Source organism: Streptomyces sp. NBC_00029 (assembly GCF_045160505.1).
GTDB lineage: Bacteria > Actinomycetota > Actinomycetes > Streptomycetales > Streptomycetaceae > Streptomyces.
Window position 1 is genome coordinate 1,841,699 of the sequence record NZ_CP108292.1, and the last position, 24,288, is coordinate 1,865,986.

Sequence of the window (24,288 nt, forward strand, 5' to 3'; positions counted from 1 at the left end):
GGCGTGTCCGGTTCCGTCCGCCCCGTCTGATGCCGGGGCGTGTGTATGTGCGAACCTGTTCGCCGTGTCTTTCCTCAGGCGTCTGCATCCACTGGACTGGCTCGCCGGCGGCCTGCTCGCACTCGGTGCACTGTGCGTCGCCACGGGACTGCTGCCCACCGGGCACGCCTCGGACGTGATGGAGCGCGTCGGTCCGCTGCTGGTGTTCCTGGCGACCGTCATCGTCCTCGCCGAGCTGACCGGCAAGGCCGAGGTCTTCGACGTCGTCGCCACCTGGGTGGCACGGGCGGGCCGCGGGCGGTATCCCCTGCTCTTCTGCCTCTGCGTGCTGTTCGCGTCCGTCACCACCATCACCCTCAACCTTGACACGACGGCGGTCCTGCTGACCCCGGTGATGCTCGCGCTGGCGACCCGGGTCGGCATCGCGCCCGTACCGCTGGCGATGACCACGGTCTGGCTGGCGAACACGGCGAGCCTGCTGCTTCCCGTGTCGAACCTGACGAACCTGCTGGCCGCGGACCGGATCGCGCTGACCCCGTCGGAGATGGCCGCCACCATGTGGGCGCCGCAGCTGGCGGCGATCGCGGTCACGATGGTCTGCCTCTGGGTCTTCTACTGGCGCCCGGGCCGCCGCGGCGAGACCCGCTACACGCCTCCGCCCCTGCCGCGGCCCGTGGACCGGGTCCTGTTCCGGGTGTGCGCGGTGGCGTGCGCCGGGTTCCTGCTGGCGATCCTGCTGGCCGACGTACCGCTGTGGTCGGCGTCGATGGCGGCCGCGCTGATCGTGGTGGTGGCGTTCTGGGTGCGCAGCCGGGAGACACTGCGCCTCTCCCTGGTCCCGTGGCGGCTCCTGGTCCTCGTGCCGGGCATGTTCCTGGTCGTGGAGACGGTCAACGCGCACGGACTGCACGACATCCTCGCCGCCGCCATGGGGTCCGACAACGACCTGGTGGGCATGCTGAGGTCGGCGGCGGTCGGTGCGGGCTTCTCCAACGTGCTGAACAACCTCCCGGCGTACCTGGCCGGCGAGGCGGCCATCCCGGTGGCCAACCACGAGCAGCTGCTCGCACAGCTCATCGGCGTCAACGTGGGCCCGCTCATCACGCCGTGGGCCTCGCTGGCCACCCTGCTGTGGTTCGAACGGTGCCGCTGGCACGGCACCCGGATCGACCTGGGCCGCTTCTTCGGTACGGGGTTCGTGCTGGCGGTGGCGGGCACCCTGGCCGCGACGCTGGCGCTGGCGGCGACCTCCTAGGCCGTGTCTCGGGTGACGGCGCCCACGTCGGCAAGCAGGTGCGCGAGGGTCTCGCCGCGCGCCGCGACGAAGCTGCGCCCGGTGTCGGCCCCCGCGAAGCCGGGGCTGAACGCCGCCCCGGACAGGGTGCACAGTTCCACCCCGGCCTCTGCCGCGAGCAGCGCCCCGGTCGGCAGGTCCACGCCCTCGGCGCGGTAGCCGACGAACGCGTCGATGGTGCCGCGCGCCAGCAGGCTCCAGCCGAGCAGCGGCGCCCACAGCTGCAGGACCCGCCGGCAGCGCAGCTCCAGCACTGCGCGCAGGGCCACGGCGCTCGCGTCGCCCCGTTCCACGGCGTATCCCTGCGTCCAGGCGACGACGGGCCCGGGGCTCGGCAGCGTGCGGCCGGGGCCGGGCAGAGCGCCGGACGGCCCGTGGGCCCCGTATCCCCTGACCGCGTGCCAGGTCTCCCCCGTGACCGGTTCGTGCACCACCCCCATCACCGGGGTGCCTCCCAGGCACAGCCCGATTCCCACCGCGTAGGTGGGCAGCCCGATCACGACGTTGTTGCTGCCGTCCAGCGGGTCGACCAGCCAGGTGCGTTCGCCCGCGGCGTCGAGCAGCCCGGCCTCCTCGGACAGGATCCGGTCGTGCGGGAAGTGGTGCTGCAAGCGGCGCAGGACGAGCTTCTCGGCGGCGAGGTCGAGGTCCATCAGGACGTCCCCGGACCCGCCCTTCGTACGCACGCACCGCGCCGTGCCGAAACGGCTGCGCAGCAGGCGGCCCGCCTCCTGCGCGGCGGCGACGGCGATCTGCCTCTCGTGGTCGAAATCAGGCCCGCTGCTGGGCATCGATCCTCCTGAGGACGGTATGGACGCTGCGCACGGTCTGCGCGGTGTCGCACAGCCGGCGGGTCGTGCGGCGCGGCCCGCCGTCGAGCGGGCCGAGGGAGAGGTCGAGCCGGCCGGGGACCGACATGCCGTGCACCAGGGTGGCCGCGGGCTCCGCGCCCTCCAGGGCGGTGGCGTGGAACTCGCCCGCCGCCAGGGTGTAGGTCTCCCCGCCGGAGCTGACGAGGGCGGGGCCCGGTTCGCTCCGCACCAGGACGGAGGTCGGCCGGATCTCGTCCACGCCGTCGCTCCCGCTGTGCACCTCGAAGACCCGGTGGGTCGCGCCGTCCTCCCCGTCCCGTACCACGCCGGTCCGTACCGGCAGGTTGGCCACCCGCCCGAACAGCACACGGCTGCGCAGTTCCCAGCTGTGGGCGTGCATCGGTGACGCGTCCGGTTCGGCGTGGTCGTCGGTGTCGAAGAGGTGTACGCAGATTCCGTGCGGGCCCTCTCTCAGCAGGGGCAGGCACAGAAATCCGAGCGGATGGCGGACGGCACGCAACTCCCGGGTCCCGGAGGCGATTTCCTCCAGGGCGACAAGAGTCCTTTCGAGCTCGTGGTCCATGGCACGCGCCGGAGCGCATCACCTCCTGTAGGGGTCCTCCGCATGCAGTGCCTTCTCGATGATCTTGCCGATGTCGCTGTCGGTGAATACGCGCGGCAGGGGCAGCCGCAGGCCGTCGAAGAGCGCCCGCACCTCGTCGACGGTGGGCTCCTGGCCGAGCGGCGAGGCGACGCGCAGGTCGAGCACGGTCGCCTGCTCGCGGCTCTGGTGCAGCTCGGTCACGTAGTAGTCGTAGAGCGGCTGGCCGCGCTCCACCAGCAGGTTCACCCGGGACTGGTCGTCCTGGGTGATGATCAGGCAGGTCTCGGACAGATCGAAGCGCAGGGTCGGCACGGCGGCGGACAGGTGCACGCTGATCTCGAGCGTCGTCAGCTGCCGCTGGTACCAGCAGGCGGCGAGGACGGTCGCGTACGACTCCCGGCGGACCCGGTCGGTGGTCCACGGTTCGTCGCCGCGGCGCTGCACTCCGAACATCTGCCGGAAGCGGGCGTATGCGGCGCAGGCGCGTTCGTCGGCCGGATTGACGATGTCGATCTTCACATTGAGCTGGGAACGGTGTTCCTTCGCGGCGCTCACGCACTGGGGCAGCGTGACCGCCCGCAGGTAGGTGCCCGTACCGCCCTTGAAGTACCAGAGGTTGGTCTGCTGGCGGGCCTTGCGCAGGGCCTCGCCGACCTCGTTGCCCGAGAGCGAACGCACCATCGCGAGGTCTTCCAGGGCTTGGCGCGTCCCGCTCATCGCCTCCTGGATGCTGGCGGGGCGGCGTACGCGCTCCACGAGCGACCCGGTCGCGAGGAGGCCGAGGACGACGAGGGTGGCACCGGAGGAGACGTCGTCACTGATGACGTCGCCGAAGATGTCCAGGAGTCCGACCGCCATCGCGATGCCCAGGGCGACCACGACGTCGGCGTTCCGCAGCACCCAGGCAACGAAGCGTTCCAGCCGCCCCATGTGTGCCGCCATGAACGCACCCCCCTCCCCCACCCGTGTTCCGATGGTAGGAGATGCGCCGGTGGCCCCACCAGGGCGACTTCACGTCGCGCGGGCGCCGCCGCCGGTCAGCGGCTGTCGGCGGTCAGCAGGCGGGAGCGCAACCGCTCCACGGTCCGCTGCGGCAGCCCGGCCCGCTCCCCGAGGTAGCCCTCCACCGATCCGTACCGGGCCTCCAGGTCCCCGAACACCAGCTCCATGACGACGGCGGGGGCGCGGCCGTAGCTCGGCCACTTCATGACCCGGCCCGGGTTGGCGGCCCGCCAGTCCGCGGCGAGGCGCTCGGTGGCCAGCTCGGTCAGCGCGAAGTCGGCGAGGACGTCGGCCCGTTCCACCCCGAGGAGGGTGAGGACGAACGCGCCGATCAGCCCGGTCCGGTCCTTGCCCGAGGTGCAGTGGAAGACGACGGGGCCGGGCGCCTGCGCCACTTCCTCGATCACCTGCCGGATCTCGGCGGCTCCGTCCTCGGTGACCTCGGCGAACCGGTCGGCGAGGTAGCGCCAGGGGTCGAGGTCCGGGTCGATCTCGGCCTGGTCGTAGGGCCGGTGCTCGATGCTCAGGTTCACGTACCGGAACCGCTCGGCCTCGGGCACCTGCCCCTTGGCCTCGATCTCCCAGGGATAGCGCAGGTCGATCACGGTGCCGATGCCCAGCCCCAGGAACCGCTCCCAGTCGTCGCCCGCCAGCTTGCCGAGCGAGTCGGCCCGGTAGACCGTCCGCCACCGCACGGTCCGGCCGTCGGCCGACCGATACCCGCCCAGGTCCCGGAAGTTGTGCAGTCGCTCGAACCCGACATGCCTGCCCATGGTCTCCCCCTCGTCCCGACGATCCACCGACGATCCACCGACGATCATGCAGCACGCCGATCGCCGGACTCCACCCCGAACGGCCGGAGTCCGCCCGCCCGGACGCCCGCCCGGACACCCGCCCGGACGCCCGCCGGGTCTCCGCGCACCGTGGACCGACGGTGCTCAGGCGCGCGACGCTGCCACGGGGGCCGCGGCCTCCGGGAGGGACGCCGGGAGGGCGAAGGTCTCGGCGAGGAGTTCGTACGAGCGCCGGCGGTCGGACGGATCGCAGGTCAGGGTGTTGACGATCAGCTCGTCCACGCCGTGGCTCCCGGCGAGGGCCGTCAGGGTCGCGGACACCTGCTCCGGCGCCCCGGAGACCAGGGCCGCGCGGTGCACCTTGGCCCGTTCCAGCTCCGCGCCCGTCCAGCGGTGGCGGCGCGTGGTCTCGTACGACGGCAGCGGGCCGTCCTGGCCGAGGTCCTTGCGGGCGCGCCACAGCAGCAGGCTCTGGGCCAGTTCCTCCGCGCGGCCGGCGCTGTCCGCCGTCACCACGCGGACCGCGAGCGCGCCGCCCGGCCTCACGCCGGTGGAGGTACGGAACCGGGCGCGGTAGTCCTCGATCGCCTCCCGGCCGCCGACCGGGGAGAAGAAGTGCCCGAAGGCGAACCGTGTCCCCAGCAGTCCGGCCAGTCGCGCCGATTCGCGTCCCGCGCCCAGCAGCCACATCTGCGGCGGGACCGGCGCGTGCGGGACGACCCCGCCCTCGCCCAGCAATGCGCGCAGGTCCGCCAGCCGCTGCGGGAAGTCGCGGGCGGGGCCGCCGGCCCGGCCGATCCCGAGGTCGACGCGTCCCGGGTGGAGGGAGGCCAGTACGCCGAACACCTCGGCCACCTTCGCCGGGTCGTAGCGCGGCAGCAGCACACCGCCGGTGCCGATCCGCATCCGCGAGGTGCGGGCGAGCAGTGTGCCCGCGAGGATCTCCGGCGCGCTGCTCGCGAAGCCCGGCGAGTCGTGGTGTTCGGCGACCCAGTAGCGGGTGTAGCCGAGTTCGTCGGCGCTGCGGGCCAGGTCCACGGACGCGCGCAGCGCCTGGTCCGGGGTGTGGTCCTCGCCGACGGGGGTCTGGTCCAGTACGGACAGTCGCAGCTTCGTCATGACGGGCCGCCTTTCAGTGCTGGTGGGCGGGGAGACCAGTGGCGCCCGCCATCGTCGCGGGCACGATCCTGAAGTCCCGTTCGAAGACGAGGTTGTGGAGGTCGGCGGCGGCGATCGCGTGCAGGGTGGGCAGTTCGGCGGCGGCCTGCGCGTCGTCGAAGACGTTCAGCGGCCATTCTGAGACCGTCGCTCCGCGCAGGTGCGGGTGGTGGAAGGAGGCTCCGTAGTGCGCGTACAGCGTGACGGGCGGGATGTCGGCGGCCGACTGCTCGTCCCACCACAGGGTCCAGGCGTGGAAGAGGCTGCCGTCGTCGGCGCGTTGCACACCGCTGGCGTCGATCACGCCCTGCCCGAGGAGCAGTTCGTCGTTGAGCTCGCCGAGCGCCCGGCGGGCGTACGGGTCCAGCAGGCGCGCGGCGGTACGGAAGTGCTCCTCCTTGTCGGGCCGGGTGACGGCACCGCCGTGGATGCCGTCGCGCAGATCGGCGAAGTGGCGCAGCAGGGCGTCGAGGTTGGGGACGCCGGAGGTGGTGGTCATGTCAGCTCCAGTTCGGTGAGTGAGGGAGGAAGGGGTGCAGGGCCCGTCCCAGCCAGCCGCGCAGCGACGCGGCCGGGTGGTGCCCGCCGGGGCCGCGGCCGGGTTGCAGGAACGCCCCGTGTCCCGTCTGCCGGAATTCCCGCAGGGTGACCTCCACCCCGGCGGCCCGCAGGAGCCGCCCGTAGTGGTGCACGTCGTCGCCGACGGGATCGAGGTCGCCGGTGGCGAGGACGGCCGGTGCGAGTCCGCGCAGGTCGGCGGCCTCGAAGGGGGTGCTGTGCAGGCGTGTGCCGTCCGCGGCCACCGGGCGGCCCGGCTGCCGGTAGTCCTGCCAGGCCGCCATCAGGTAGGAGGCCGTGGGGAAGAGGTCGGGGAAGCGGTGGTACGAGGCCGCCGCGCACCCGGGGTCGAGCGGCGGGTACGCCAGTACCTGTGCGGCCAGCGGGATCCCGCGGTCGCGGCAGACGAGCGCGGCGGAGGCGGCGAGGGTGCCGCCGGCGCTGTCCCCGCCGACGGCCAGGACGGGCGGGGCACCGCCCGGCCGGTCCTGCTCCCCGGCCCAGGCCAGGGCGGACAGGACGTCCTCGACCATGGCCGGGTGGCGTACGTCGGGAGCCAGGCGGTAGTCCACGCTCACGACGCCGAAGCCGGACGTCTGGGCGAGTTCGGCCGTGGCGCCGTGCCAGTCCTGGGCGGATCCGGCGCGCCAGCTGCCTCCGTGGGCCCACACCAGCCAGCCCTGCGGTGACCCGGTGCCCGGCCGGTAGGCCCGGGCGGGAAGAGGGCCGGACGCGGAGGGGACGGACACCTGCTCCCAGCTGACGACGGTGGGTGCGGCCATCGGGGTTCCTTTCCATCGGTAGCCGGCGCTCGCGCCGGGCCCGGGGCCAACGTTCGCGGCCGGGGCAGGGCTGTCACAAGGCGGAGTTGCCTTAGTGGAGGCACGCACTTCGTCAGTGGGACCGCCTGGTGCGCAGGAAGAGTGCGGTGGTGAGGGTGCCGACGAGGACGATGGCGGTGTTCACGATGACCGCGGTCGTGATCCCGTCATGGATGTCGGTGTTCGCGGCGGCGATGGCCGACATGACCGGCGTGCCCATCGTGATGCCGATCTGCTGGGTCATCGTCGCCAGACCCGTCGCCATACCCTGCTCGTGATCCGGAAGCCCCGTCGTCGCCGTCACCATGAACCCGACGATCACCAGCATGTTCCCCACACCACCCGCAAAGGTGGCGGTCAACAGCAGCCACATGCTCGACGAGGTCTCACCCAGCGCGATCAGACTCAGCGTCGCCACCGCCTGCAGCACACCACCCACGATCAGCGTGGCGCGGGTGCTCGTCGCGGCAATCACCCGCGGCGCGACCGAACCACCGATCACCGTGCCGACACCCAGCACACCGAACGACAGACCCGCCGCCAGCGGAGAGAAGTCCAGCACTTCCTGCAGATACAACGTCATCAGGAAGACCAGACTCGTCTCCGTCAGGAACGCGATCAGACCCGCAATATTGCCCCAGGCCACCGTCTTCTTCTTCAGCACCGACACCGGCACCAAAGGAGCCGCACTCTTCGACTCGACCGCATAGAACACCACCAGCAGCACCACACCCGCCGCCAGCCAGCCCAGCGCACCGCCCGAACCCCAGCCGTGCTCACCCGCCTGCGTCAGACCGTAAATCAGCGCAAGAAGACCCAGCGTCACGGCCGTCGCACCCGGCAGATCCAGCTTCGGACGCACCGACGGACGCGACTCCTTGATCACCACCGGAGCGATGAACAACACCGCCAGCGCCACCGGCACGTTGATGAAGAACGCCCACCTCCACGAGAGCAGATCCGTCAGAACACCACCCAGGATCGCCCCCGTCGTGAAACCCGCCGACATCAACGCACCGTTCAAGCCCAGCGCCTTCTGACGCAGCGGACCCTCCGGGAACGAAGTCGTCAGCAGAGACAGACCCGCAGGCGTCACCGCCGCCGTCGCCAGACCCTGGAACACACGGGCAACCAGCAGCATCTCCGGACTCGTCGCCAGACCACCCGCCAACGACGACAGACCCAGCACCGCCAGACCCACCAGGAACAACCGACGCCGACCGAACAGGTCAGCCACCCGACCGAACAACAACGTGAAACCAGCAGCACACAGCGCGAACGACGTCGCAATCCACTGCAGATTCGACAACGAGAAACCAAGCCCGTCACCGATCACCGGCAACGCCACATTCAGAATCGAGAAATCAACCGCCAGCATGAACTGCGCCACCAGCAGCACCACAAGAACCAACTTCAGACGCCCGTCCAGACGAACGGGCCCCTCAGTTCCCGTATCGACCCGAGCACCCTCGACAACCGACATCGCCGACCCACATCCTCTCGATCACGCAACGAGCTGTTGCGTCATCGACTCTGGACCGGCCGGAGAGGGTTACCCAGCCCCCTGGTTGTGCTGGCGCCGGGCAAGCTAGCACTGCCAGGGCCACCTTCACGGGCACCGTTCGGCGCCCTCCCCCGGCACACTGGAACGTATGGACACACCGACTGCCCTGGGCGAGTTCCTCCGCACTCGTCGCGCCCAGCTCCAGCCCGAGGACGTCGGGCTCCCCACCCACGGCACCCGTCGGCGCGTACCCGGGCTGCGGCGCGAGGAGCTCGCCCTCCTGGCCGGCGTGAGCATCACGTACTACACCCACCTGGAGCAGGGGCAGAGCACGAACGCCTCGGACAGCGTCCTCGACGCTTTGGCCCGCGCCCTGCGCCTGACCCCGGACGAGCACGCGCACCTGATGAACCTGGCCCGGCCGCCGCGCGCCAAGCGGGCCCAGTCGCCGCGTCCCGAGTACGCCCGCGACACCACGCGCCGGCTGATCGCCGCGATGCCGCAGGTCCCGGCCGTCGTCCTGGACGGCCGCAACAACGTGCTCGCCTGGAATCCGCTGGGCCACGCCCTGCTCGCGGGGCACGTCGACATGGCGAGCCCCGACGATCCGGCCGTCCGCCCGAACCTCACGCGGATGCTGTTCCTCGACCCGCACACCCGGGAGCTCTACACGGACTGGAAGAGCGAGGCCCGGGTCGCCCTGGCGGCCCTGCGCCTGGTCGCCGGGCGCAATCCGCAGGACCGTGCGCTCGCGGAGCTGATCGGGTCCCTGATGCTGCAGAGCCCCGACTTCGCCTCCCTGTGGTCGAAGCACCCCGTACGGGACTGCACCGTCGGCACCAAGACGCTGCACCATCCGGTCGTGGGGCCCCTCACCCTCGATTTCGAGAACCTGCACCTCACCGACGGCACCAACCACCGGATGCTGCTCTACAGCGCCCCCGAGTCCTCTCCCTCCGACGCGGCGCTGCGCATGCTGTCGAGCCTGACCGCCGGTCCGGCGGCCGCTCCCGGGCACGGCAGCCCGAAGCCCGCGGCGGCGGATGCCGACGCGGGCGGAGAGCAGTAGGGCGGAGGGCAGCGGACAGGATCGCCGGTCAGTCGCGGGCGGCCGCGGTGACCGGGGTCCGCTCGCCGGCCGGCTCAGGGGCTGCCGGAGCCGGGTCCGGGACCGGCTTTGCACGAGGCCTGGCGCGCCCGAAGCGGCGCATGGCGGGCATCTCGACGAAGCGGAACAGGAGCCAGCCGCCCAGCAGCGAGGCCGCGAAGAATCCGGCGATCACCAGCAGGGCGACCGGGACGCTGTAGGTGTTCTCACCCAGCAGCGAGCGGAGGTAGAAGATCGTGACGCCCTGGACGAGGTAGAAGCCGAAGGACACCTCGCCGAGCCAGACCATGGGCCGGCTGCGCAGGAAGGTGGCGCGGCCGTCCACGTCGGCCTGGGCGGTGGCTCCGATGAGTGCGGCGACCGGGACGATCGTCGCGACGACGAATCCGTATTGGAACGGGGCGATCATGGCCGCGGCGTAGCCCAGGACGGTCAGGACGAGGGCGGCGCCGAAGCCGACGCGCCGCGGCCAGAGGCCGGCCAGGACGACGCGGGCGAGCAGGATGCCGAGGGCGAACTCGAACACGCGGCCCAGCGGCAGCAGGTAGCCGAACCAGAACTGCATGTCGGAGACGGGCGTGATGGCCGACTTCGGGGTGTCGGGGACGACGTAGGTCGAGATCAGCTGGACGGCGACCATGCCGACGACCATCAGGGCGCTCCACACCCACAGGGCGGAGCCCCGGATCCTGCGGATCGCAACGATGAGCAGCGGGAAGAGCACGTAGAAGAGCAGCTCGCTGCCGAGGGACCAGCTCGGCGGGTTCACGCTGAGGTTGACGCCCGCCTGCGGGAACCATGTGTGGACGAGGAGCAGGTTCGGCAGCCAGTCGGCGACGCTGGTGACGGCGGCGCCGGCGAAGAGGATCATCGCGGCGGCGAAGACGACGACGTGGTTCGGGAAGATCTTCAGGAGTCTTCGGCGCAGGAAGGCTGTGACGCGCTCACCCGGCCGTGAGGCCCATGCGAGGACGAAGCCGGAGAGCACGAAGAAGAACGAGACGCCGAGGTATCCGGCCTTGCTGAAGGCCGTGGAGAACCCGTCGGCGATCGAGGCGTCGGCAAAGGGGTTGATCGGGGCGTTCGGCGGTATCGGGGAGTCGGTCAGGGACGAGTGGAAGAAGAAGACCAGGAGCGCGGCGAAGAACCGCAGGCCGGTGAGGGAGGGCAGCTTCGCCCGCTTCGCTGCTTCGGAGGGCGTCGTGGAGGCCACAGGAGATCGCTCTTTCGGGAGTGGGGTTCGTCGGGGGGCAGCCGCCGGGACCGGGCTCCGCCGTGCGGTGCGCGGTCCCGGCGGCACGAAGGGGCGTACGGGACTGCCGGGAGGGACGGAACGGGCCTACTGGTCGATCTCGTTGCGGTAGACCATGAGCTTGGCGTCCTTGGCCACGTAGTAGTTCTGGACGGAGTACGCGATGGTGGCGAAGTCGAGGCGCCCGTCCCCGTTGAAGTCGGCGGTGGCGATGCGGGCGACGGATTCCTCGGAGACCCGCCACTTGGCCCAGACGCCGTTGGCCGCGTCGATCGCCTTGTAGTACATGACGCCCTGCCACGGCCACGGCCCGCGCAGGGCCACGAGGAACTCCTCGTCGCCGTCGCCGTCGAAGTCGGCGCAGACGATCTGGTGGCCGGGGCCCTCGCCGTTCTCGTTGGGGTCGCCGTACACGTCGAGCAGGACGCGGTTCCAGCCCTCGCCGCCGCCGGCCTTGGTGTAGACGGCCACGGTGTTGCCGTGGAAGGGCTCGATCGCGGCGACGTAGGCCATCGGGTCGTCGCCGAGCCGGCCCGCGTTGAGGTCGCCGCTGCCGCGGAAGCCTGTCTGCTCGAACTGTGTGAGCTCGCCGGTGCCGATCAGCTCGCGGACCCACTCCTGGCGGGCTTCGTCGAACCAGAGCCAGGTGACGCCCTCGTCGGAGGCCAGCAGCAGGGATTCGAGCTCGGAGCCGGGGACCAGGCCCTTCTTCTTCTCTGCGCCGTGGATCATCCGGAAGTGACTGTCGTCGATGACGGTCATCGGCCACTCCTCGGCCGTGTGCACGTCGTCGGGCTGCGTGAACAGCACGACGGGCAGTACGGCGTGGACGTCCTCCTTGGCGACGATCGGCAGGCCGATGATCTGGAGCCGGTCGGTGCGGGTGAAGTGGCCGGCGCGCAGGCGGTGCATGCCGGTGGCGCGGCCGACGTAGTGGCGCTTCCAGCGGGACTCGTCCTTGTCGGGGGTGCCCGGGTTCTCCAGCCAGTCGATCTTGCCGCCTTCGGTGTTGGCGTCGTGGATCGTGCCGATCGGGCCGTAGAGGTCGTAGCAGACGATGACGTCGGGGTGGCCGTTGCCGCTGACGTCGGCGAAGTCGGCGCCGACGGGCATCTTGATGCGGTCGGCGATCAGCCGGCGGGTCCAGTCGCCGTCGTTGGCGTACCAGTAGATCTCGCCGAGGCGCAGCCCGTAGCCGAACAGGTCGGGCCGGCCGTCGCCGTCGATGTCGGGCGCCTCCAGCCAGTAGCCGTCGCGGAGCTGGTCGGCGACGATCTCGGCGGTGAACTTCGGGGCGCGCAGAGCGGTTTCGGTGCTCTTGCCGGTGCCGTTGGCGGTCATGAGTGGCTCTCCAGGGAGGTGAGGGCGGAGGTGGTCGCGGGGTGGAGGGTGCGCAGCGCGCGGGGCACGGGGTGGTACTCGATCGCGAGCCAGATGCAGTCGGTGTCGGCCCGGTACTGGTGCCAGGGGTAGTGGTAGGTGCACTGGGGGCCGGTGGCGCAGAACGGGTCCGGGGTGGTGTAGCCGGGGCTCATCAGGACGTCCTGGTAGAGCGAGGCGTGGTCGCTGTCCCGGAAGCGCTGCATCCGGCCCAGGCCGTGCACCTGGGTGTGGACCTCGATGAAGTCGTGGCTGTTGTGGACGGCGCAGTCGGTTCCGGCGGGTGAGAACCAGAGGTTGGCGCGGACGTTGAACTCGCGCAGGTCCATGGCGCTCTCGCGCTCTCCGAGTACGTGGGCCGGGTCGAACAGGACGGTGTTGATGTCGTCCTGGGGGCTGCGGTGGAGGGCGGTCTCGCGGGGGAACTCGCCGGGACCGAGGAGGTCGGCGAGGTGGGACCAGCCGGGTTCCGCGGTGATGCCGGTGATGTCGGTGCCGTCGGGGGCGCTGCGCAGGAGGAGGAGCGCGTCGGCCTTCTCGATGCGGGTGTCGGCGAGGACGGTCGAGGAGAGCGGGGGGATGGTCTTGCGGGGTGTCTCCGCGATGGTCACGGGGGTCACACCGGGGTTGACGACGATGGTGCGGCCTTCGACGGTGTAGTCCACGGCGTCGCGGACGAGCGCGGCCCTCAGGTACGGGGTGCTGAAGTTCAGGGGGCGTTCGACGGCGGACGGGGTGGCGCTCATGCGGCTGCTTCCTCTCCGGGGTTCAGGTGCGGGCGAAGTCGGCCGTACGGGCGAGCTCGACGCTGAGCTCGTCGACGGCGCTGTCGGGGACGAAGGGCTCGGGCGCGGGTCCCAGGCCGAAGAAGTGGGCGAGCGCGGCGACCGTGCGGGCGGTGGCCAGTCCGTCGCCGTACGGGTTGGCGGCGTTCGCCATCCGGTCGTACGCGGCCCGGTCGCGCAGCAGCTCCAGGGTGTGGGCGACGATGCCCTCGGTGGCCGTGCCGACGAGGCAGGCGGTGCCGGCGACGATGGCCTCGGACCGCTCGGTGACGTCGCCGAGGACCAGGGTGGGCTTGCCGAGCGCGGGCCCTTCCTCCTGGCTGCCGCTGCTGTCCGAGACGATGAGGTCGGCGCGGCCCATGAGCTTGCAGAAGCTGAGGTAGGGCAACGGGTCGACGACGGTGATGCCCGGGTGGCCGCCGATGTAAGGGAGCAGTGCCTCGCGGACGACCGGGTTGCGGTGCAGCGGGACGACGACGCGCACTCCGGGCTCGTCGGCGATGCGGGCCAGGGCCCGGCCGATCTGCGGCAGGTGCGGCCAGGCCTCGCGGCGGTGCGCGGAGGCCAGGACGACCCGGCGCGGATCGAGGTCGAGGTCGGCCAGGGCGGGGGCGCCGTAGCTCTCGGCGCGGCCGCTGGCCCAGCGCAGTGCGTCGATGACGGTGTTGCCGGTGACCGTGATCGTGTCGGCGGCGATGCCCTCGCGGAGCAGGTTCGCCAGGTTGCCGGGGGTGGGCGCCAGGTGGAGGGCGGCGACCTGGGCGACGAGCCGTCTGTTGCCCTCCTCGGGGAAGGGCGAGCCGAGCCGGCCGCTGCGCAGTCCGGCCTCGACGTGGACGACGGGGATCCGCTGGTGGAATCCGGCCAGGGCCCCGGTGAGGGTCGTGGCGGTGTCTCCGTGGACCAGGACCGCGTCGGCCGGCGCGGTGGCGAAGTAGTCCTCCAGGCCGCGCAGCGACCGGTAGGTGACCTGGGAGAGGGTCTGCTTGGGGGCCATCACCTTCAGGTCGACGTCGGCGGTGAGGCCGAAGGCGTCGAGGGTCTCGTCCAGCATCTGGCGGTGCTGCCCGGTGGAGATCACGACGGGCTCGAAGCGCGGGTCTTCCCGGAGGGCGCGGATGACCGGCGCGAACTTGATGGCTTCCGGGCGGGTGCCGAGGACTACGGCGACGGAACGCATGGCTTCCTCTGCTTTCTGACGTGTCGGGAATCGAGCCGTGACAGGGAGTGCGAGGGCGTACTGGCGGGTGCAGGGGCGTGCGAGGGCGCGGCGCGGCGGTGCCGCGGGCCTTTTCGACGGGTGGTGGCCAGGGGATCGGATCTCACTGCGAGGGGCCTTTCGGCTGCCCTCTTCCGGCCAGGACCCAGCTTTCCCGGAGCGGGCCGGGGAGTCAACGAACGCCGGCGGACACTCGAACGGTCGTACGGGAACGACAGAAGCCCCGCACTCCGGAGACCGGAGTGCGGGGCTTCTGAACAGGGACGACGGGTGAGGAAGGACGACGGGTGAGGAAGGACGGCGGGCGGGGAAGGAGGTCAGCCCCGGGCGGGCTTGATCGACATGGAGTGGCGGAAGAAGTCGGACGGGTCGTACTTCCTCTTCACCTGCTGCAGGCGCGGGTAGTTATCCTTGTAGTAGAGCGTCTGCCACGGCACGCCGGAGCGGTTGCGGCGCGGGTCGGTGATGTCACGGTCGGGGTAGTTGATGTAGCAGCCGTCGGTGCTGTCGTCGATCAGGGGTACGCCACCGGTCGCGGAGAAGAAGTCCTCGTACAGGTCGCGCAGCCAGCCCAGGTAGTACCCGTCCTCGCCCTCGTCCTGCCAGAAGGTCTGGAAGCACATCTTGAAGATGGACGAGCGCTGCGCGTTTGCCGTCGCGTCGGGCGCCGCGGCGTTGACCTGGCCACCGAAGGAGAACAGCACCAGCATGGTGTCCGGGTTCTTGAAGTCCGGCCGGCTCATGTACCGGTAGAGCGACGAGATCTGATGGTCGGTGAAGTTCTTCCTCATGTACGCCGACTTGTGCGCGCCGCGTGAGGTGGGATTGGTGATGACCGGGTTGTTGGTGCCGACCAGTCTGGTGGCCTGGAGCCAGGGCAGGGTCCTGGGCTCCGCGAACTGCGGCATGGCGGGCAGCTCGCCGGTGGGGCGGGTGAGCGCCTTCGGGACGACGCCCGTACCGGCCGTGATGGCGGCCAGATAGTCGTCCAGCAGCTTTCTCGCGTTCGGCACCGTCGCGTCGACCTGGGTGAACATGCCCAGGCTGCCGTGTGCCTTGGAACTGACGTTGAACAGGCTGGAGAGGTTGCGGTACGGGGAGCCGGGCGCGCTGTTGGCCGCGTGCCAGGCACCGAAGTTCTTCAGCAGCCGGGTGAACTTCGCCTCCGTCAACTGCTCCCAGGGGAAGTCGACCGCGCTCACCAGGACCTTAGAGGGCGGGGAGATCAGCTGCTGGGAGGGCTCGGAGCCCCTCGCCCCCGGAGAACGGAACCAATAGCGGGTCACCAGGCCGAAGTTGCCTCCGCCCCCGCCGGTGTGGGCCCACCACAGCTCCCGGTTCGGGTCGTTCTGCTCCCGGGTGGCCACGACCGTGCGTACGCCGCCCCGGCCGTCCGTCACCACCACCTCCACGGCGTAGAGGTGGTCGACGACGAGGCCGTGGGCCCGGGAGAGGAGGCCGTAGCCGCCGCCGGCTATGTGCCCGCCGGCTCCGACGCTGTAGCAGATGCCGCCGGGGATCGTGACGCCCCAGCCCTTGTACAGGGCCTCGTACACGTTGATCAGGCGGGCGCCGGCCTCCACGACGAACGCCCGGAACTTCGGGTCGTAGCCGACGTGCGTCATCTCCGAGAAGTCGATGATGACCTGGGTGCCGGAGTGCGCGGCGAAGTCGGCGAAGCAGTGGCCGCCGCTGCGCACCGAGACCCGCTTGCCCGCACGGACCGCGTCTCTCAGCGCGCGTTCGGCGTCCGCGGTCGAGCGGACCATCTTGATGTAGTCGGGGCGGGCCACGAAGCGCTGGTTGTTCCCGGTGGTCAGCATTTCGTAGCGCGGATCCCCCGGCCTGACGACGGATCCGGTCCCGGCGGCCGCGGGCGCCGCTCCGGAGGCACCGGGAGCGTGGTCGGCGGCGGCCGCGGCGGGCCCGGACAGTGCGCCGGCCACCGCCGCGCCTCCGACGACGGCCGCGCTGCGGGTGAGCATGGTCCGGCGATCGACACCGTTCATGTGCGTCTACCTCGACTTCTGTTCGACGATGGGATGGGTGCCGTACCCGGCACCGGCGGAAGGGTGCTGTGCGCAAAGCGGTCCGGTGGGAGCGGATGCGTTGGGGAGGGGTGCGGTGGGGAGGGGTGCGGTGGGACGCGATGCGCCCGGTTGCGCATGACGCCCGCGGCTCCTGCGGTCGAGCCGGCCGGAGAGCGCCGCGGTGCCCAGTCCCGCCGCGGCCAGTCCGGCACCGATCCAGGTCGGCGAGGTCCACCCCAGGCCATGGGCGACGGCGAGACCGCCGAGCCAGGCCCCGAGGGCATTGCCGAGGTTGAAGGCCGCGATGTTCGCCGCGGAGGCGAGGGCCGGGGCCCCGGCGGCCTGCTGCATCACGCGCGCCTGCAGCGGTGGCACCGTCGCGAAACCGATCGCCCCGAAGGCGGCCAGGGTGATCGCGGCGGGCACGGTGGCCCGCGAGGTGAAGGTGAAGATCACCAGCACCAGGCAGAGGCCACCCAGGATGAGGTACAGGCTGGGCATCAGGGAGCGGTCGGCGGCCCGGCCGCCGAGTACGTTGCCCACGCACAGACCGACGCCGAAGAGTACGAGGAGCCAGGCGACCGCGCCGTCGGAGAAGCCGGCCAGTTCCGTCATCATGGGCGCGAGGTAGGTGAAGGAGGCGAAGACGCCCCCGAAACCGAGGACGGTCGTGGTCAGCGCCAGCCACACCTGCGGCTTGCGGAAGACGGCGAGTTCGCCGCGCAGGGCTCCGCGTTCCGGCGCCGGCTGCGCCGGGACCAGGGCGATGAGGCCGAGCAGCCCGACGACCCCGATGCCGGTGACCGCCCAGAAGGTCGATCGCCAGCCGAACTCCTGGCCGAGGAAGGTGCCCAGGGGTACGCCGAGCACATTGGCCAGGGTGAGGCCGGTGAACATCAGGGCGATGGCGCTGGCCCGCCGGTCGGGGGCCACCAGGTCGGCGGCCACGACGGACCCGATCCCGAAGAACGCGCCGTGCGTGAGGGCGGCGATCAGCCGCCCGCCCATGAGGGCGGTGTAGTCGCCGGCCAGGGCGCAGAGCAGGTTGCCCGCGATGAAGACGGCCATGAGGACGACGAGCATGGTCTTGCGCGGCAGCCGGGCACCGGCTGCGGTCATCAGCGGTGCGCCGACGACCACACCGAGGGCGTAGCCGGTGACCAGCATGCCGGCGGAGGGGATGGAGACGGACAGGTCGTCGGCCACTTCCGGGAGCAGACCGACGATGACGAACTCGGTCGTCCCGATGCCGAAGGCCCCTATGGCGAGGGCGAGCAGGGAAGCACGCATCGGCCCGGTCAGACCTGTCGCAGGGCGCCGCCGTCGACGCTCCACTCGGCGCCGGTGACCTGGCCCGCGAGGGGCGAGAGCAGGTGGGCGACGGCGCCGGCGACGTCGTCGGGGGTGCCGATGCGGCCGCTGGGGAGTCGGCGCACCTCGCGGATGAAGTGGTCGACGGCCTCGTCGGCCGGGAGGCCGAACCGCTCGCCGAGCTGCTCGGCGAAACCGCCGGGCGCGTCGAAGAGCGCGGTACGGGTGGGCCCGGGCGAGACCACGTTGGAACGTACGCCCCGCGGGCCGAACTCCGCGGCGAGGGACTTGGACAGGGACAGCAGCGCCGTCTTGGTGGCGGCGTAGTCGACGATGCCCGGGTCGGGGAACCGGGCGGCTTCGCTCGCGATGTGCACGAGGGCGCCCGCTCCGGTCTCCAGGAGCGCGGGCAGAGCGGCGCGGGTCATGCGGACCGCGGAGTGGAAGTTGATCTCGAAGGTGCTCTTCCACTGCTCGTCGGTCACGTCGAGGAAGCCGGTACGGGACTGCAGCGCGCCGACGTTGTTGACGAGGCCGTCGAGCCGGCCGTGGCGTTCGATGACCGCGTCGGCCACCTGGCGGGCGGCGGTGGGATCGGTGAGGTCGGCGGCGACGGTGCTGACCCGGTCGCCGAGGGCTTCGGTGTTCCAGGGCTTGCGGGCGACGCCGACGACGGTGGCGCCTTCCGCCGCCAGGAGGCGGACGGTTGCCTCGCCGATTCCGGACGACGCGCCGGTGACGAGGTACACGCGGTCTTCGATACGGAGGTCCATCACGTTCCTTGAGAAGGAGGGAGGCGGCCCCGGCACGGTCGACGGGAGCGGTCTGACGACCGTGCCGGGGGCGCTTCCCGGAGGGAGGGGAATCTCTGCGGCCGGGAAATCAGCCGGCGGCTGCGACGTCCTTCGCGGCCTTGGCGCGGAGGAAGAGGACGGTGGTCAGGATGCCGACGACCACGATGGCGGTGTTGACGATGACCGCGGTGGTGATGCCCGCGTGGATGTCGGTGTTGGCGGCGGCGACCGCCGACATGATGGGCGTGCCCATCGTGATGCCGATCTGCTGCGTCATCGTCGCCAGACCGGTCGCCATGCCCTGCTCGTGATCCGGCAGACCGGTCGTCGCGGTCACCATGAACCCGACGATCACCAGCATGTTGCCGACACCACCCGCGAACGTGGCCATCAGCAGCAGCCACATCGACGCCGAGGTCTCACCCAGAGCCACCAGGCTCAGCGTCGCCACCGCCTGCAGCACACCACCGATGATCAGCGTCGACCGCGTACCCACCGCACCGATCACCCGCGGAGCGATCGAACCACCGATCACCGTGCCCACGCCCAGCACACCGAACGACAGACCAGCCGTCAGCGGCGAGAAGTCCAGCACCTCCTGCAGATACAGCGTCATCAGGAAGACCAGACTGGTCTCCGTCAGGAACGCGATCAGACCCGCGATGTTCCCCCACGCGACCGTCTTCTTCTTCAGCACCGAAACCGGAACCAGCGGATCCGAACTCTTCGCCTCGATCGCATAGAAGACGACCAGCAGCACCACACCCGCCGCCAGCCAACCCAGCGCCGACGGAGCACCCCAACCGTGCTCACCCGCCTGCGTCAACCCATAGATCAGAGCCAGCAGACCCAGCGTCACAGCCGTCGCACCCGGCAGGTCCAGCTTCGGACGCACCGACGGACGCGACTCCTTGATCACCGTCGGAGCGATGAACAACACCGCCAGCGCCACCGGCACGTTGATGAAGAACGCCCACCGCCACGAGAGCAGATCCGTCAGAACACCACCCAGGATCGCCCCCGTCGTGAAACCCGCCGACATCAACGCACCGTTCAGGCCGAGGGCCTTCTCACGGAGCGGACCCTCGGGGAACGAGGTGGTGAGCAGGGACAGACCGGCCGGCGTCACCGCGGCGGTCGCAAGACCCTGGAACACTCGCGCCGCGATCAGCATCTCCGGCGACGTCGCCAGACCGCCCACGAGCGAGGACAGACCCAGTACCGCAAGGCCCACCAGGAACAGCCGTCGACGACCGAACAGGTCAGCCACCCGCCCGAACAACAGCGTGAAACCAGCAGCACACAGCGCGAACGACGTCGCGATCCACTGCAGATTCGACAACGAGAAACCAAGCCCGTCACCGATCACCGGCAACGCCACATTCAGAATCGAGAAATCAACCGCCAGCATGAACTGCGCCACCAGCAGCACCACAAGAACCAACTTCAGACGCCCGTCCAGACGAACGGGCCCCTCGGCTCCTCCCCCCTCCCCTGAACCCGCGTCAACACGCGCTCCCTCGACAACCGACATCGCCATACGTCCTTTCGATCACAACTGGGGGCCTTCCACGTCGAAGGCCGGTACTCGCCGGGGAAACCGGCTCAGGCAGGGGTGTGCGCCGAGGCGCGGCGCCGTAGTTCGTCGGACAGCTCCTGCCAGTCCCGCGCGCACTGGGCGGCCGCGGCGGCGGCCGTCTCCACGCGGTACGGGGGTATTGCGGCGACGATCCGCTCCCACTGGCGCAGCCCGCTCACCTGGAGGTCGAGCATGCGCAGGAGGAGCCTGCCCGCCTCGCTCAGCCTGAGCAGGGGGTCCTTGCACAGGCCGGTGACCAGTTCGGGCAGCGGCTGCCCCCGGCCCCGCGGGGGTACCGGGGGCGGGGCGGGGGCCGGGGTCCCGGCGGAACGCCGCTGGGCGGCCGGTACGGGATCGGCGCCCTCTCCGATCCGGCGCCGCACGTCCCTTACGGTGGAGGGCGCGATGCCCGCCTCCCGTGCGATCTGCCGCAGGGACGCCGTGGGCCGGCCGGCCAGCAGCCTGGCGGCGGCCTCCCGGCCCCGGATCGGATCGGCCGGCCGGAGACGGCCGTCCTGGCCGACGCGGCCCGGCGGTGCGGGCCCCGGCGGCTCGCGGCGCCGTAGCGTCGCGACGGTCCGGGCCGCCAGTCCGGTCCGCCGCGCGATTCCGCGGTCGGACCAGTCGGGGTGGGACCGCAGGATCCGTAGCGCCGCCGAGGTCCGCTCCGCCTGGGTCAGCGGGAGTCCGTGACTGATGTTGGCCTCGACCGAGAGCACGAACGCGTCCTCGGCACTGCCGTCGAAGAACGTCACTCCCACGGTGTCCTGCCCGCGCAGTACGGCGGCCCGCAACCGGTGCGTTCCGTCGATGACCCGCATGGTGGGGCGGTGCACGAGCAGCGGCGGCAGCGTCCGGCCCGAGTGGGCGAGGGCCTGTGCGTGGCTCTCGTCCACGTGCACGGTGCGGGGGGAGTCGCCGGCGAGCAGGGTGCCGACCGGTACGTCGACTGCGACAGCGACGCCGGGGGTCTGCGGCTCACGTCGCGGGTTCGCCCTGTCCATGTGGTTCACCTCCTTCCCGGCAGTCGGTGGTTCGGATGCCGCTCCGTTCGGCGGCCACGGGGAAGAAATTACGTAATTACCGTTCGGTAACCCAGCTGGAGCCCGAACCCCGCTGAGATTTGGGCAAGTTGGCGAGGCAGGTGCTGGTGGGGCGGGCGACCGCGGAAGTTCACCGGTCGCCCACCGAGCTGCGACTCAGACCGCCACGAGCTCTTCCGTACGTACGAACTCCCGCAGCCAGGACAGGAATTCGGGGCCGAGGTCCGCGCGCTCACAGGCGAGCCTGACCGTCGCGCGCAGGTACTCGGCGCGGTCCCCGGTGTCGTAGCGCCGGCCGGAGAACACCACGCCGTGCACGGGACGCCCGGCCCGGACCAGCGCGCGCAGCGCGTCCGTGAGCTGGATCTCTCCGCCGCGCCCCGGGCTCGTGGCCCGCAGGACGTCGAAGATCTCGGGGTCGAGGAGGTACCGGCCGATGATGGCCAGGTTGCTGGGCGCGGTGCCGGGCTCCGGCTTCTCCACCAGCTCGGTGATGCGTACGCCGTCGCCGCCCGCCGAAGGGTCCACCGCGGCGCATCCGTACAGGTGGATCGCCTGCGGATCCACCTCCATGAGGGCCACGACGCTGCCGCCGAGCCGTTCCCGCACCTCGGCCATGCGGGCGAGCAGGGGGTCCCGGGGGTCGATCAGGTCGTCGGCCAGGAGGACGGCGAAGGGCTCCCGGCCGACATGGGGCGCGGCGCACAGGACGGCGTGTCCGAGGCCCTTGGGATCCCGCTGGCGCACGTAGTGGATGTCGGCGAGCTCGGTGGAGGCGCAGACGCTCCTCAGTTTGTCCTGATCACCCCGGCGCTGGAGGGCCTCCTCCAGCTCGTAGTTGCGATCGAAGTGGTCCTCCAGCGGCCGCTTGTTGCGGCCGGTGACCATGAGGATGTCGGACATCCCCGCCGCGACGGCCTCTTCCACCACGTACTGGATGGCCGGCTTGTCGACCACCGGAAGCATTTCTTTCGGTGTGGCCTTGGTCAGCGGGAGGAATCGCGTGCCGAGCCCCGCGGCGGGGATCACTGCCTTGGTTATCCGGTGAGGTGAATTCATGCCACCGACGCTAGAGCGCCCCGCGTTCCGGCGGCTTGAATTACCCCGCTTCTTCTCCTACTTGGGCAATTCCATTTCTGTCGGCGCCGCGATGGCCCGCCGGATGAGCCGCCACAGGTCCCCGAGTTCGCCGGTCACCGCGCCGGGGGGCTCGCCCCGGCCGCGGCGCGCCCTGGCGACGACTCCCCCCACCAGATGCGCCGTCAGCAGGGTGGCGGGGCACGGATCGACCTCCGGGTCCAGCTGCCCCTGTTCCGCGGCCTGCACCATGAGCTCCTTGACCTGCGGGAGCCAGCATCCGCACCAGTCGGGTCCGGCGCCGACGCGCTCCTGGGTCAGCCGCGCCGCGGCGCGTACGGCCGCGTCCGTCTCGATCAGCCCGCCGAGGGCGAGGACGAGCGCGGAAACGGTGTCCAGCGCCGGGCCGCCACGGGACGTCACGCCCTCGACCACTCTGCGGGTGGCGGCCCGCCCGGAATCCTCCACGGCCGAAGCCAGCTCTCCTTTCGCCGCGAAGTGAAAGGTGAGAGCCCCGATCGAAATTCCGGCGGAACGGCTCAGCCGGGAGAGGGAGGTCCCGTCGTACCCATTGCGGTCGAATTCAGCGGCAGCCACCGAGATCAGATGACTACGGGTGCGTACGCCGCGCTCTTGCTTCACCACTGCACTATCACTGCCATCCAGGTCGTTCCTCACTCGCCATTGCGCCCGCGGGGAGATGGCGACCTCCAGCGTCGCCCCGGCGACCGCCTCCCACAACGCCGACTTGTCGAAGAAGCGCCCCTGCCCCGCCACCACGCGCCGACCCCGTCACCGGCGCCGCCGGCTCCCCCGCCCAACGTGCCGAAGTCGCGGGGAGGGCGCCATACGTTCTCTAGAAAAAAAACGAACGTTCTGTATTCTACGAAGGCGACGGCGCACGCCGACGTCCACAGTGGAGGGGGAGACGGATGACGACACGGACAAGGACCAGAGCCCGGGCCGCCGGCGACACGGACCTGGCCGAGTTCACGGAGCGCCTCTTCGGCCACTTACCGAGGGCCGACCAGCGACGCTGGGCCCGGGTCTACCTGCAGGGGCTGCTCACCACCCCGGGGAAAAAGTCCGTACGCAGGCTCGCGGCGTCCGTGACCGAGTCGCCCACCGCCTCCCAGTCCCTGCAGCAGTTCATCAACGCGAGCCCCTGGGACTGGAATCCCGCCCGCACCGAGCTGCTGCGCTGGGTGGAGGAACGGCACCCGGTACGGGCCTGGACGATCGGGCAGGTGTGCTTCCCCAAGCGCGGTGAGCACTCGGTCGGCGTGCACCGCCGCTTCGACCCCGCTGCCGGACGCATCGTCAACTGCCAGCTGGGTTTCTGCCTCTTCCTGTCGCTGGACGGCATGACCGTGCCCGTCGACTGGCGCCTCGCGCTCCCCGAGACGTGGGTGGCGGATCCCGTGCTGCGCCGCCGGGCGCGCATCCGGCCCGAGGTCGCCCACCAGTCCCCGGAGGCCCTCGTCCTGGAGCTCGTCGACTCGATCGCGGCCCGCACCACGTCGGCGCATCCGCCCGTGGTCGCCGACCTCAGCCGCCTCGGCGGCGCCGCCGGGCTGATCGGCGTACTCGGCCGCCGCGGCCACGACTTCCTGGTGTCCGTCCCGCCCGCCCTCGCGGTCCGCGCCGCCGGCCTGACCCAGGGCGGCGACGCCACCGCGGGCGACTTCGCCCGCCTGGGCAACACCAGCCACCCCTGCTCCGCGCCGCTCACCGGCCCCCACGCCCGCCCGCAGCGGCAGCGCATCCACTCGGCCCTGGTCAGGGTGCCGGAAGGCGAACCGGGGGCCCGTGGGACGCACCAGATCTACCGGCTGTTCGGCGAGCGGCGGCAGGGGCCGGGCCGGCCGGGCGGGCCCGTCTGGCTCACCAACATGAACCGTCACCGGATGGACGATCTGTTGCACCTGGTGCGGGAGGCGGGCCGGTCCACCGCGGTACTGGGCTCACTGGCGAACGACTTCGGCCTCCTCGACTTCGAGGGGCGCTCCTTCCCCGGCTGGCACCACCACATGACGCTGATGTCGGCCGCGTACGCGTACGCCCTGCGGCAACGGCAGGAGCATGGAGGACTCGGCGGGCGGCGGCCCGCCTGAGCGGGCGCCCCCGGAGGAACCCGGCTCGGCGGGGAACCGGGCTCCAGTG

22 protein-coding genes are annotated in these 24,288 nt (G+C 71.1%); 3 read left to right on the forward strand and 19 right to left on the reverse strand.

The features are described from left to right. Positions 1-64 precede the first annotated feature (64 nt). Positions 65-1,255, forward strand: coding sequence for an SLC13 family permease (locus OG753_RS08915; RefSeq protein WP_405787988.1), 1,191 nt, complete (start codon positions 65-67; stop codon positions 1,253-1,255). Here OG753_RS08915 and OG753_RS08920 read toward each other — a convergent pair. The 8 genes from OG753_RS08920 to OG753_RS08955 all read right to left on the reverse strand — a co-directional run bounded on the left by OG753_RS08920 (position 1,252) and on the right by OG753_RS08955 (position 8,526). Beyond that, positions 1,252-2,085, reverse strand: a complete 834-nt coding sequence (locus OG753_RS08920) for an inositol monophosphatase family protein (RefSeq protein ID WP_405787989.1) — start codon at positions 2,083-2,085, stop codon at positions 1,252-1,254. The genes OG753_RS08915 and OG753_RS08920 overlap by 4 nt on opposite strands. After that, the gene (locus tag OG753_RS08925; RefSeq protein ID WP_405787991.1) at positions 2,066-2,689 is read right to left on the reverse strand and encodes a hypothetical protein; all 624 of its coding nucleotides are present in this window, start codon (positions 2,687-2,689) and stop codon (positions 2,066-2,068) included. The genes OG753_RS08920 and OG753_RS08925 overlap by 20 nt, the downstream gene beginning before the upstream one ends. Positions 2,690-2,707: 18 nt before the next feature. After that, the gene (locus tag OG753_RS08930) at positions 2,708-3,652 is read right to left on the reverse strand and encodes a hypothetical protein (RefSeq protein WP_327261267.1); all 945 of its coding nucleotides are present in this window, start codon (positions 3,650-3,652) and stop codon (positions 2,708-2,710) included. A gap of 95 nt (positions 3,653-3,747) precedes the next feature. After that, on the reverse strand, positions 3,748-4,485 hold the full coding sequence (locus OG753_RS08935; RefSeq protein WP_405787993.1) for a tyrosine-protein phosphatase: 738 nt from the start codon (positions 4,483-4,485) through the stop codon (positions 3,748-3,750). Between the two features lie 165 nt (positions 4,486-4,650). Then, a complete protein-coding gene (locus OG753_RS08940) occupies positions 4,651-5,625 on the reverse strand; it encodes an LLM class flavin-dependent oxidoreductase (protein WP_327261269.1) in 975 nt (324 codons plus the stop codon). Positions 5,626-5,638: 13 nt separating this feature from the next. Continuing rightward, positions 5,639-6,163 carry a hypothetical protein gene (locus OG753_RS08945; RefSeq protein ID WP_327261270.1) on the reverse strand — a complete coding sequence of 175 codons (525 nt, stop codon included), beginning with the start codon at positions 6,161-6,163 and terminating at the stop codon, positions 5,639-5,641. A gap of 1 nt (position 6,164) precedes the next feature. Further along, positions 6,165-7,004, reverse strand: coding sequence for an alpha/beta hydrolase (locus tag OG753_RS08950; RefSeq protein WP_327261271.1), 840 nt, complete (start codon positions 7,002-7,004; stop codon positions 6,165-6,167). Positions 7,005-7,116: 112 nt separating this feature from the next. Next, the gene (locus OG753_RS08955; protein WP_327261272.1) at positions 7,117-8,526 is read right to left on the reverse strand and encodes an MFS transporter; all 1,410 of its coding nucleotides are present in this window, start codon (positions 8,524-8,526) and stop codon (positions 7,117-7,119) included. A 169-nt stretch (positions 8,527-8,695) separates the two neighbouring features. On the opposite strand from OG753_RS08955, the gene OG753_RS08960 reads away from it, so the two are divergent. Next, positions 8,696-9,616 (forward strand): helix-turn-helix transcriptional regulator, encoded by a 921-nt coding sequence (locus OG753_RS08960; protein WP_383194129.1) that lies wholly within the window; start codon positions 8,696-8,698, stop codon positions 9,614-9,616. Positions 9,617-9,644: 28 nt separating this feature from the next. Here the strand turns inward: OG753_RS08960 and OG753_RS08965 are convergent, their stop codons facing one another. The 11 genes from OG753_RS08965 to OG753_RS09015 form a co-directional block, all read right to left on the reverse strand. Next, on the reverse strand, positions 9,645-10,868 hold the full coding sequence (locus tag OG753_RS08965) for an acyltransferase family protein (protein ID WP_405787997.1): 1,224 nt from the start codon (positions 10,866-10,868) through the stop codon (positions 9,645-9,647). A 126-nt stretch (positions 10,869-10,994) separates the two neighbouring features. Next, entirely contained in the window at positions 10,995-12,248 is a 1,254-nt protein-coding gene (locus OG753_RS08970) for a VCBS repeat-containing protein (RefSeq protein WP_327261275.1), read from the reverse strand. Continuing rightward, entirely contained in the window at positions 12,245-13,033 is a 789-nt protein-coding gene (locus OG753_RS08975) for a hypothetical protein (protein ID WP_327261276.1), read from the reverse strand. The genes OG753_RS08970 and OG753_RS08975 overlap by 4 nt, the downstream gene beginning before the upstream one ends. A 22-nt stretch (positions 13,034-13,055) precedes the next feature. Further along, positions 13,056-14,252: a non-hydrolyzing UDP-N-acetylglucosamine 2-epimerase gene (wecB, locus tag OG753_RS08980; RefSeq protein ID WP_327261277.1), complete on the reverse strand. Its 1,197-nt coding sequence runs from the start codon at positions 14,250-14,252 to the stop codon at positions 13,056-13,058. A gap of 356 nt (positions 14,253-14,608) precedes the next feature. After that, entirely contained in the window at positions 14,609-16,300 is a 1,692-nt protein-coding gene (locus OG753_RS08985) for an FAD-dependent oxidoreductase (RefSeq protein WP_405787999.1), read from the reverse strand. A gap of 6 nt (positions 16,301-16,306) precedes the next feature. Then, complete coding sequence (locus OG753_RS08990) at positions 16,307-17,611, reverse strand: MFS transporter (protein WP_327261279.1); 1,305 nt, start codon at positions 17,609-17,611, stop codon at positions 16,307-16,309. Between the two features lie 8 nt (positions 17,612-17,619). Further along, on the reverse strand, positions 17,620-18,405 hold the full coding sequence (locus OG753_RS08995) for an SDR family NAD(P)-dependent oxidoreductase (protein WP_405788002.1): 786 nt from the start codon (positions 18,403-18,405) through the stop codon (positions 17,620-17,622). Positions 18,406-18,514: 109 nt separating this feature from the next. After that, positions 18,515-19,960 carry an MFS transporter gene (locus OG753_RS09000; protein ID WP_405788004.1) on the reverse strand — a complete coding sequence of 482 codons (1,446 nt, stop codon included), beginning with the start codon at positions 19,958-19,960 and terminating at the stop codon, positions 18,515-18,517. 71 nt (positions 19,961-20,031) lie between these two features. After that, positions 20,032-21,009: a ParB N-terminal domain-containing protein gene (locus OG753_RS09005; protein WP_405788005.1), complete on the reverse strand. Its 978-nt coding sequence runs from the start codon at positions 21,007-21,009 to the stop codon at positions 20,032-20,034. Between the two features lie 195 nt (positions 21,010-21,204). Further along, positions 21,205-22,107 carry a UTP--glucose-1-phosphate uridylyltransferase GalU gene (gene galU, locus OG753_RS09010; RefSeq protein WP_405788007.1) on the reverse strand — a complete coding sequence of 301 codons (903 nt, stop codon included), beginning with the start codon at positions 22,105-22,107 and terminating at the stop codon, positions 21,205-21,207. Positions 22,108-22,164: 57 nt separating this feature from the next. Continuing rightward, on the reverse strand, positions 22,165-22,767 hold the full coding sequence (locus tag OG753_RS09015) for a TetR/AcrR family transcriptional regulator (protein WP_327261284.1): 603 nt from the start codon (positions 22,765-22,767) through the stop codon (positions 22,165-22,167). A gap of 290 nt (positions 22,768-23,057) precedes the next feature. On the opposite strand from OG753_RS09015, the gene OG753_RS09020 reads away from it, so the two are divergent. Continuing rightward, positions 23,058-24,239 carry an IS701 family transposase gene (locus OG753_RS09020; RefSeq protein WP_405788009.1) on the forward strand — a complete coding sequence of 394 codons (1,182 nt, stop codon included), beginning with the start codon at positions 23,058-23,060 and terminating at the stop codon, positions 24,237-24,239. The last annotated feature ends 49 nt before the right edge of the window (positions 24,240-24,288 follow it).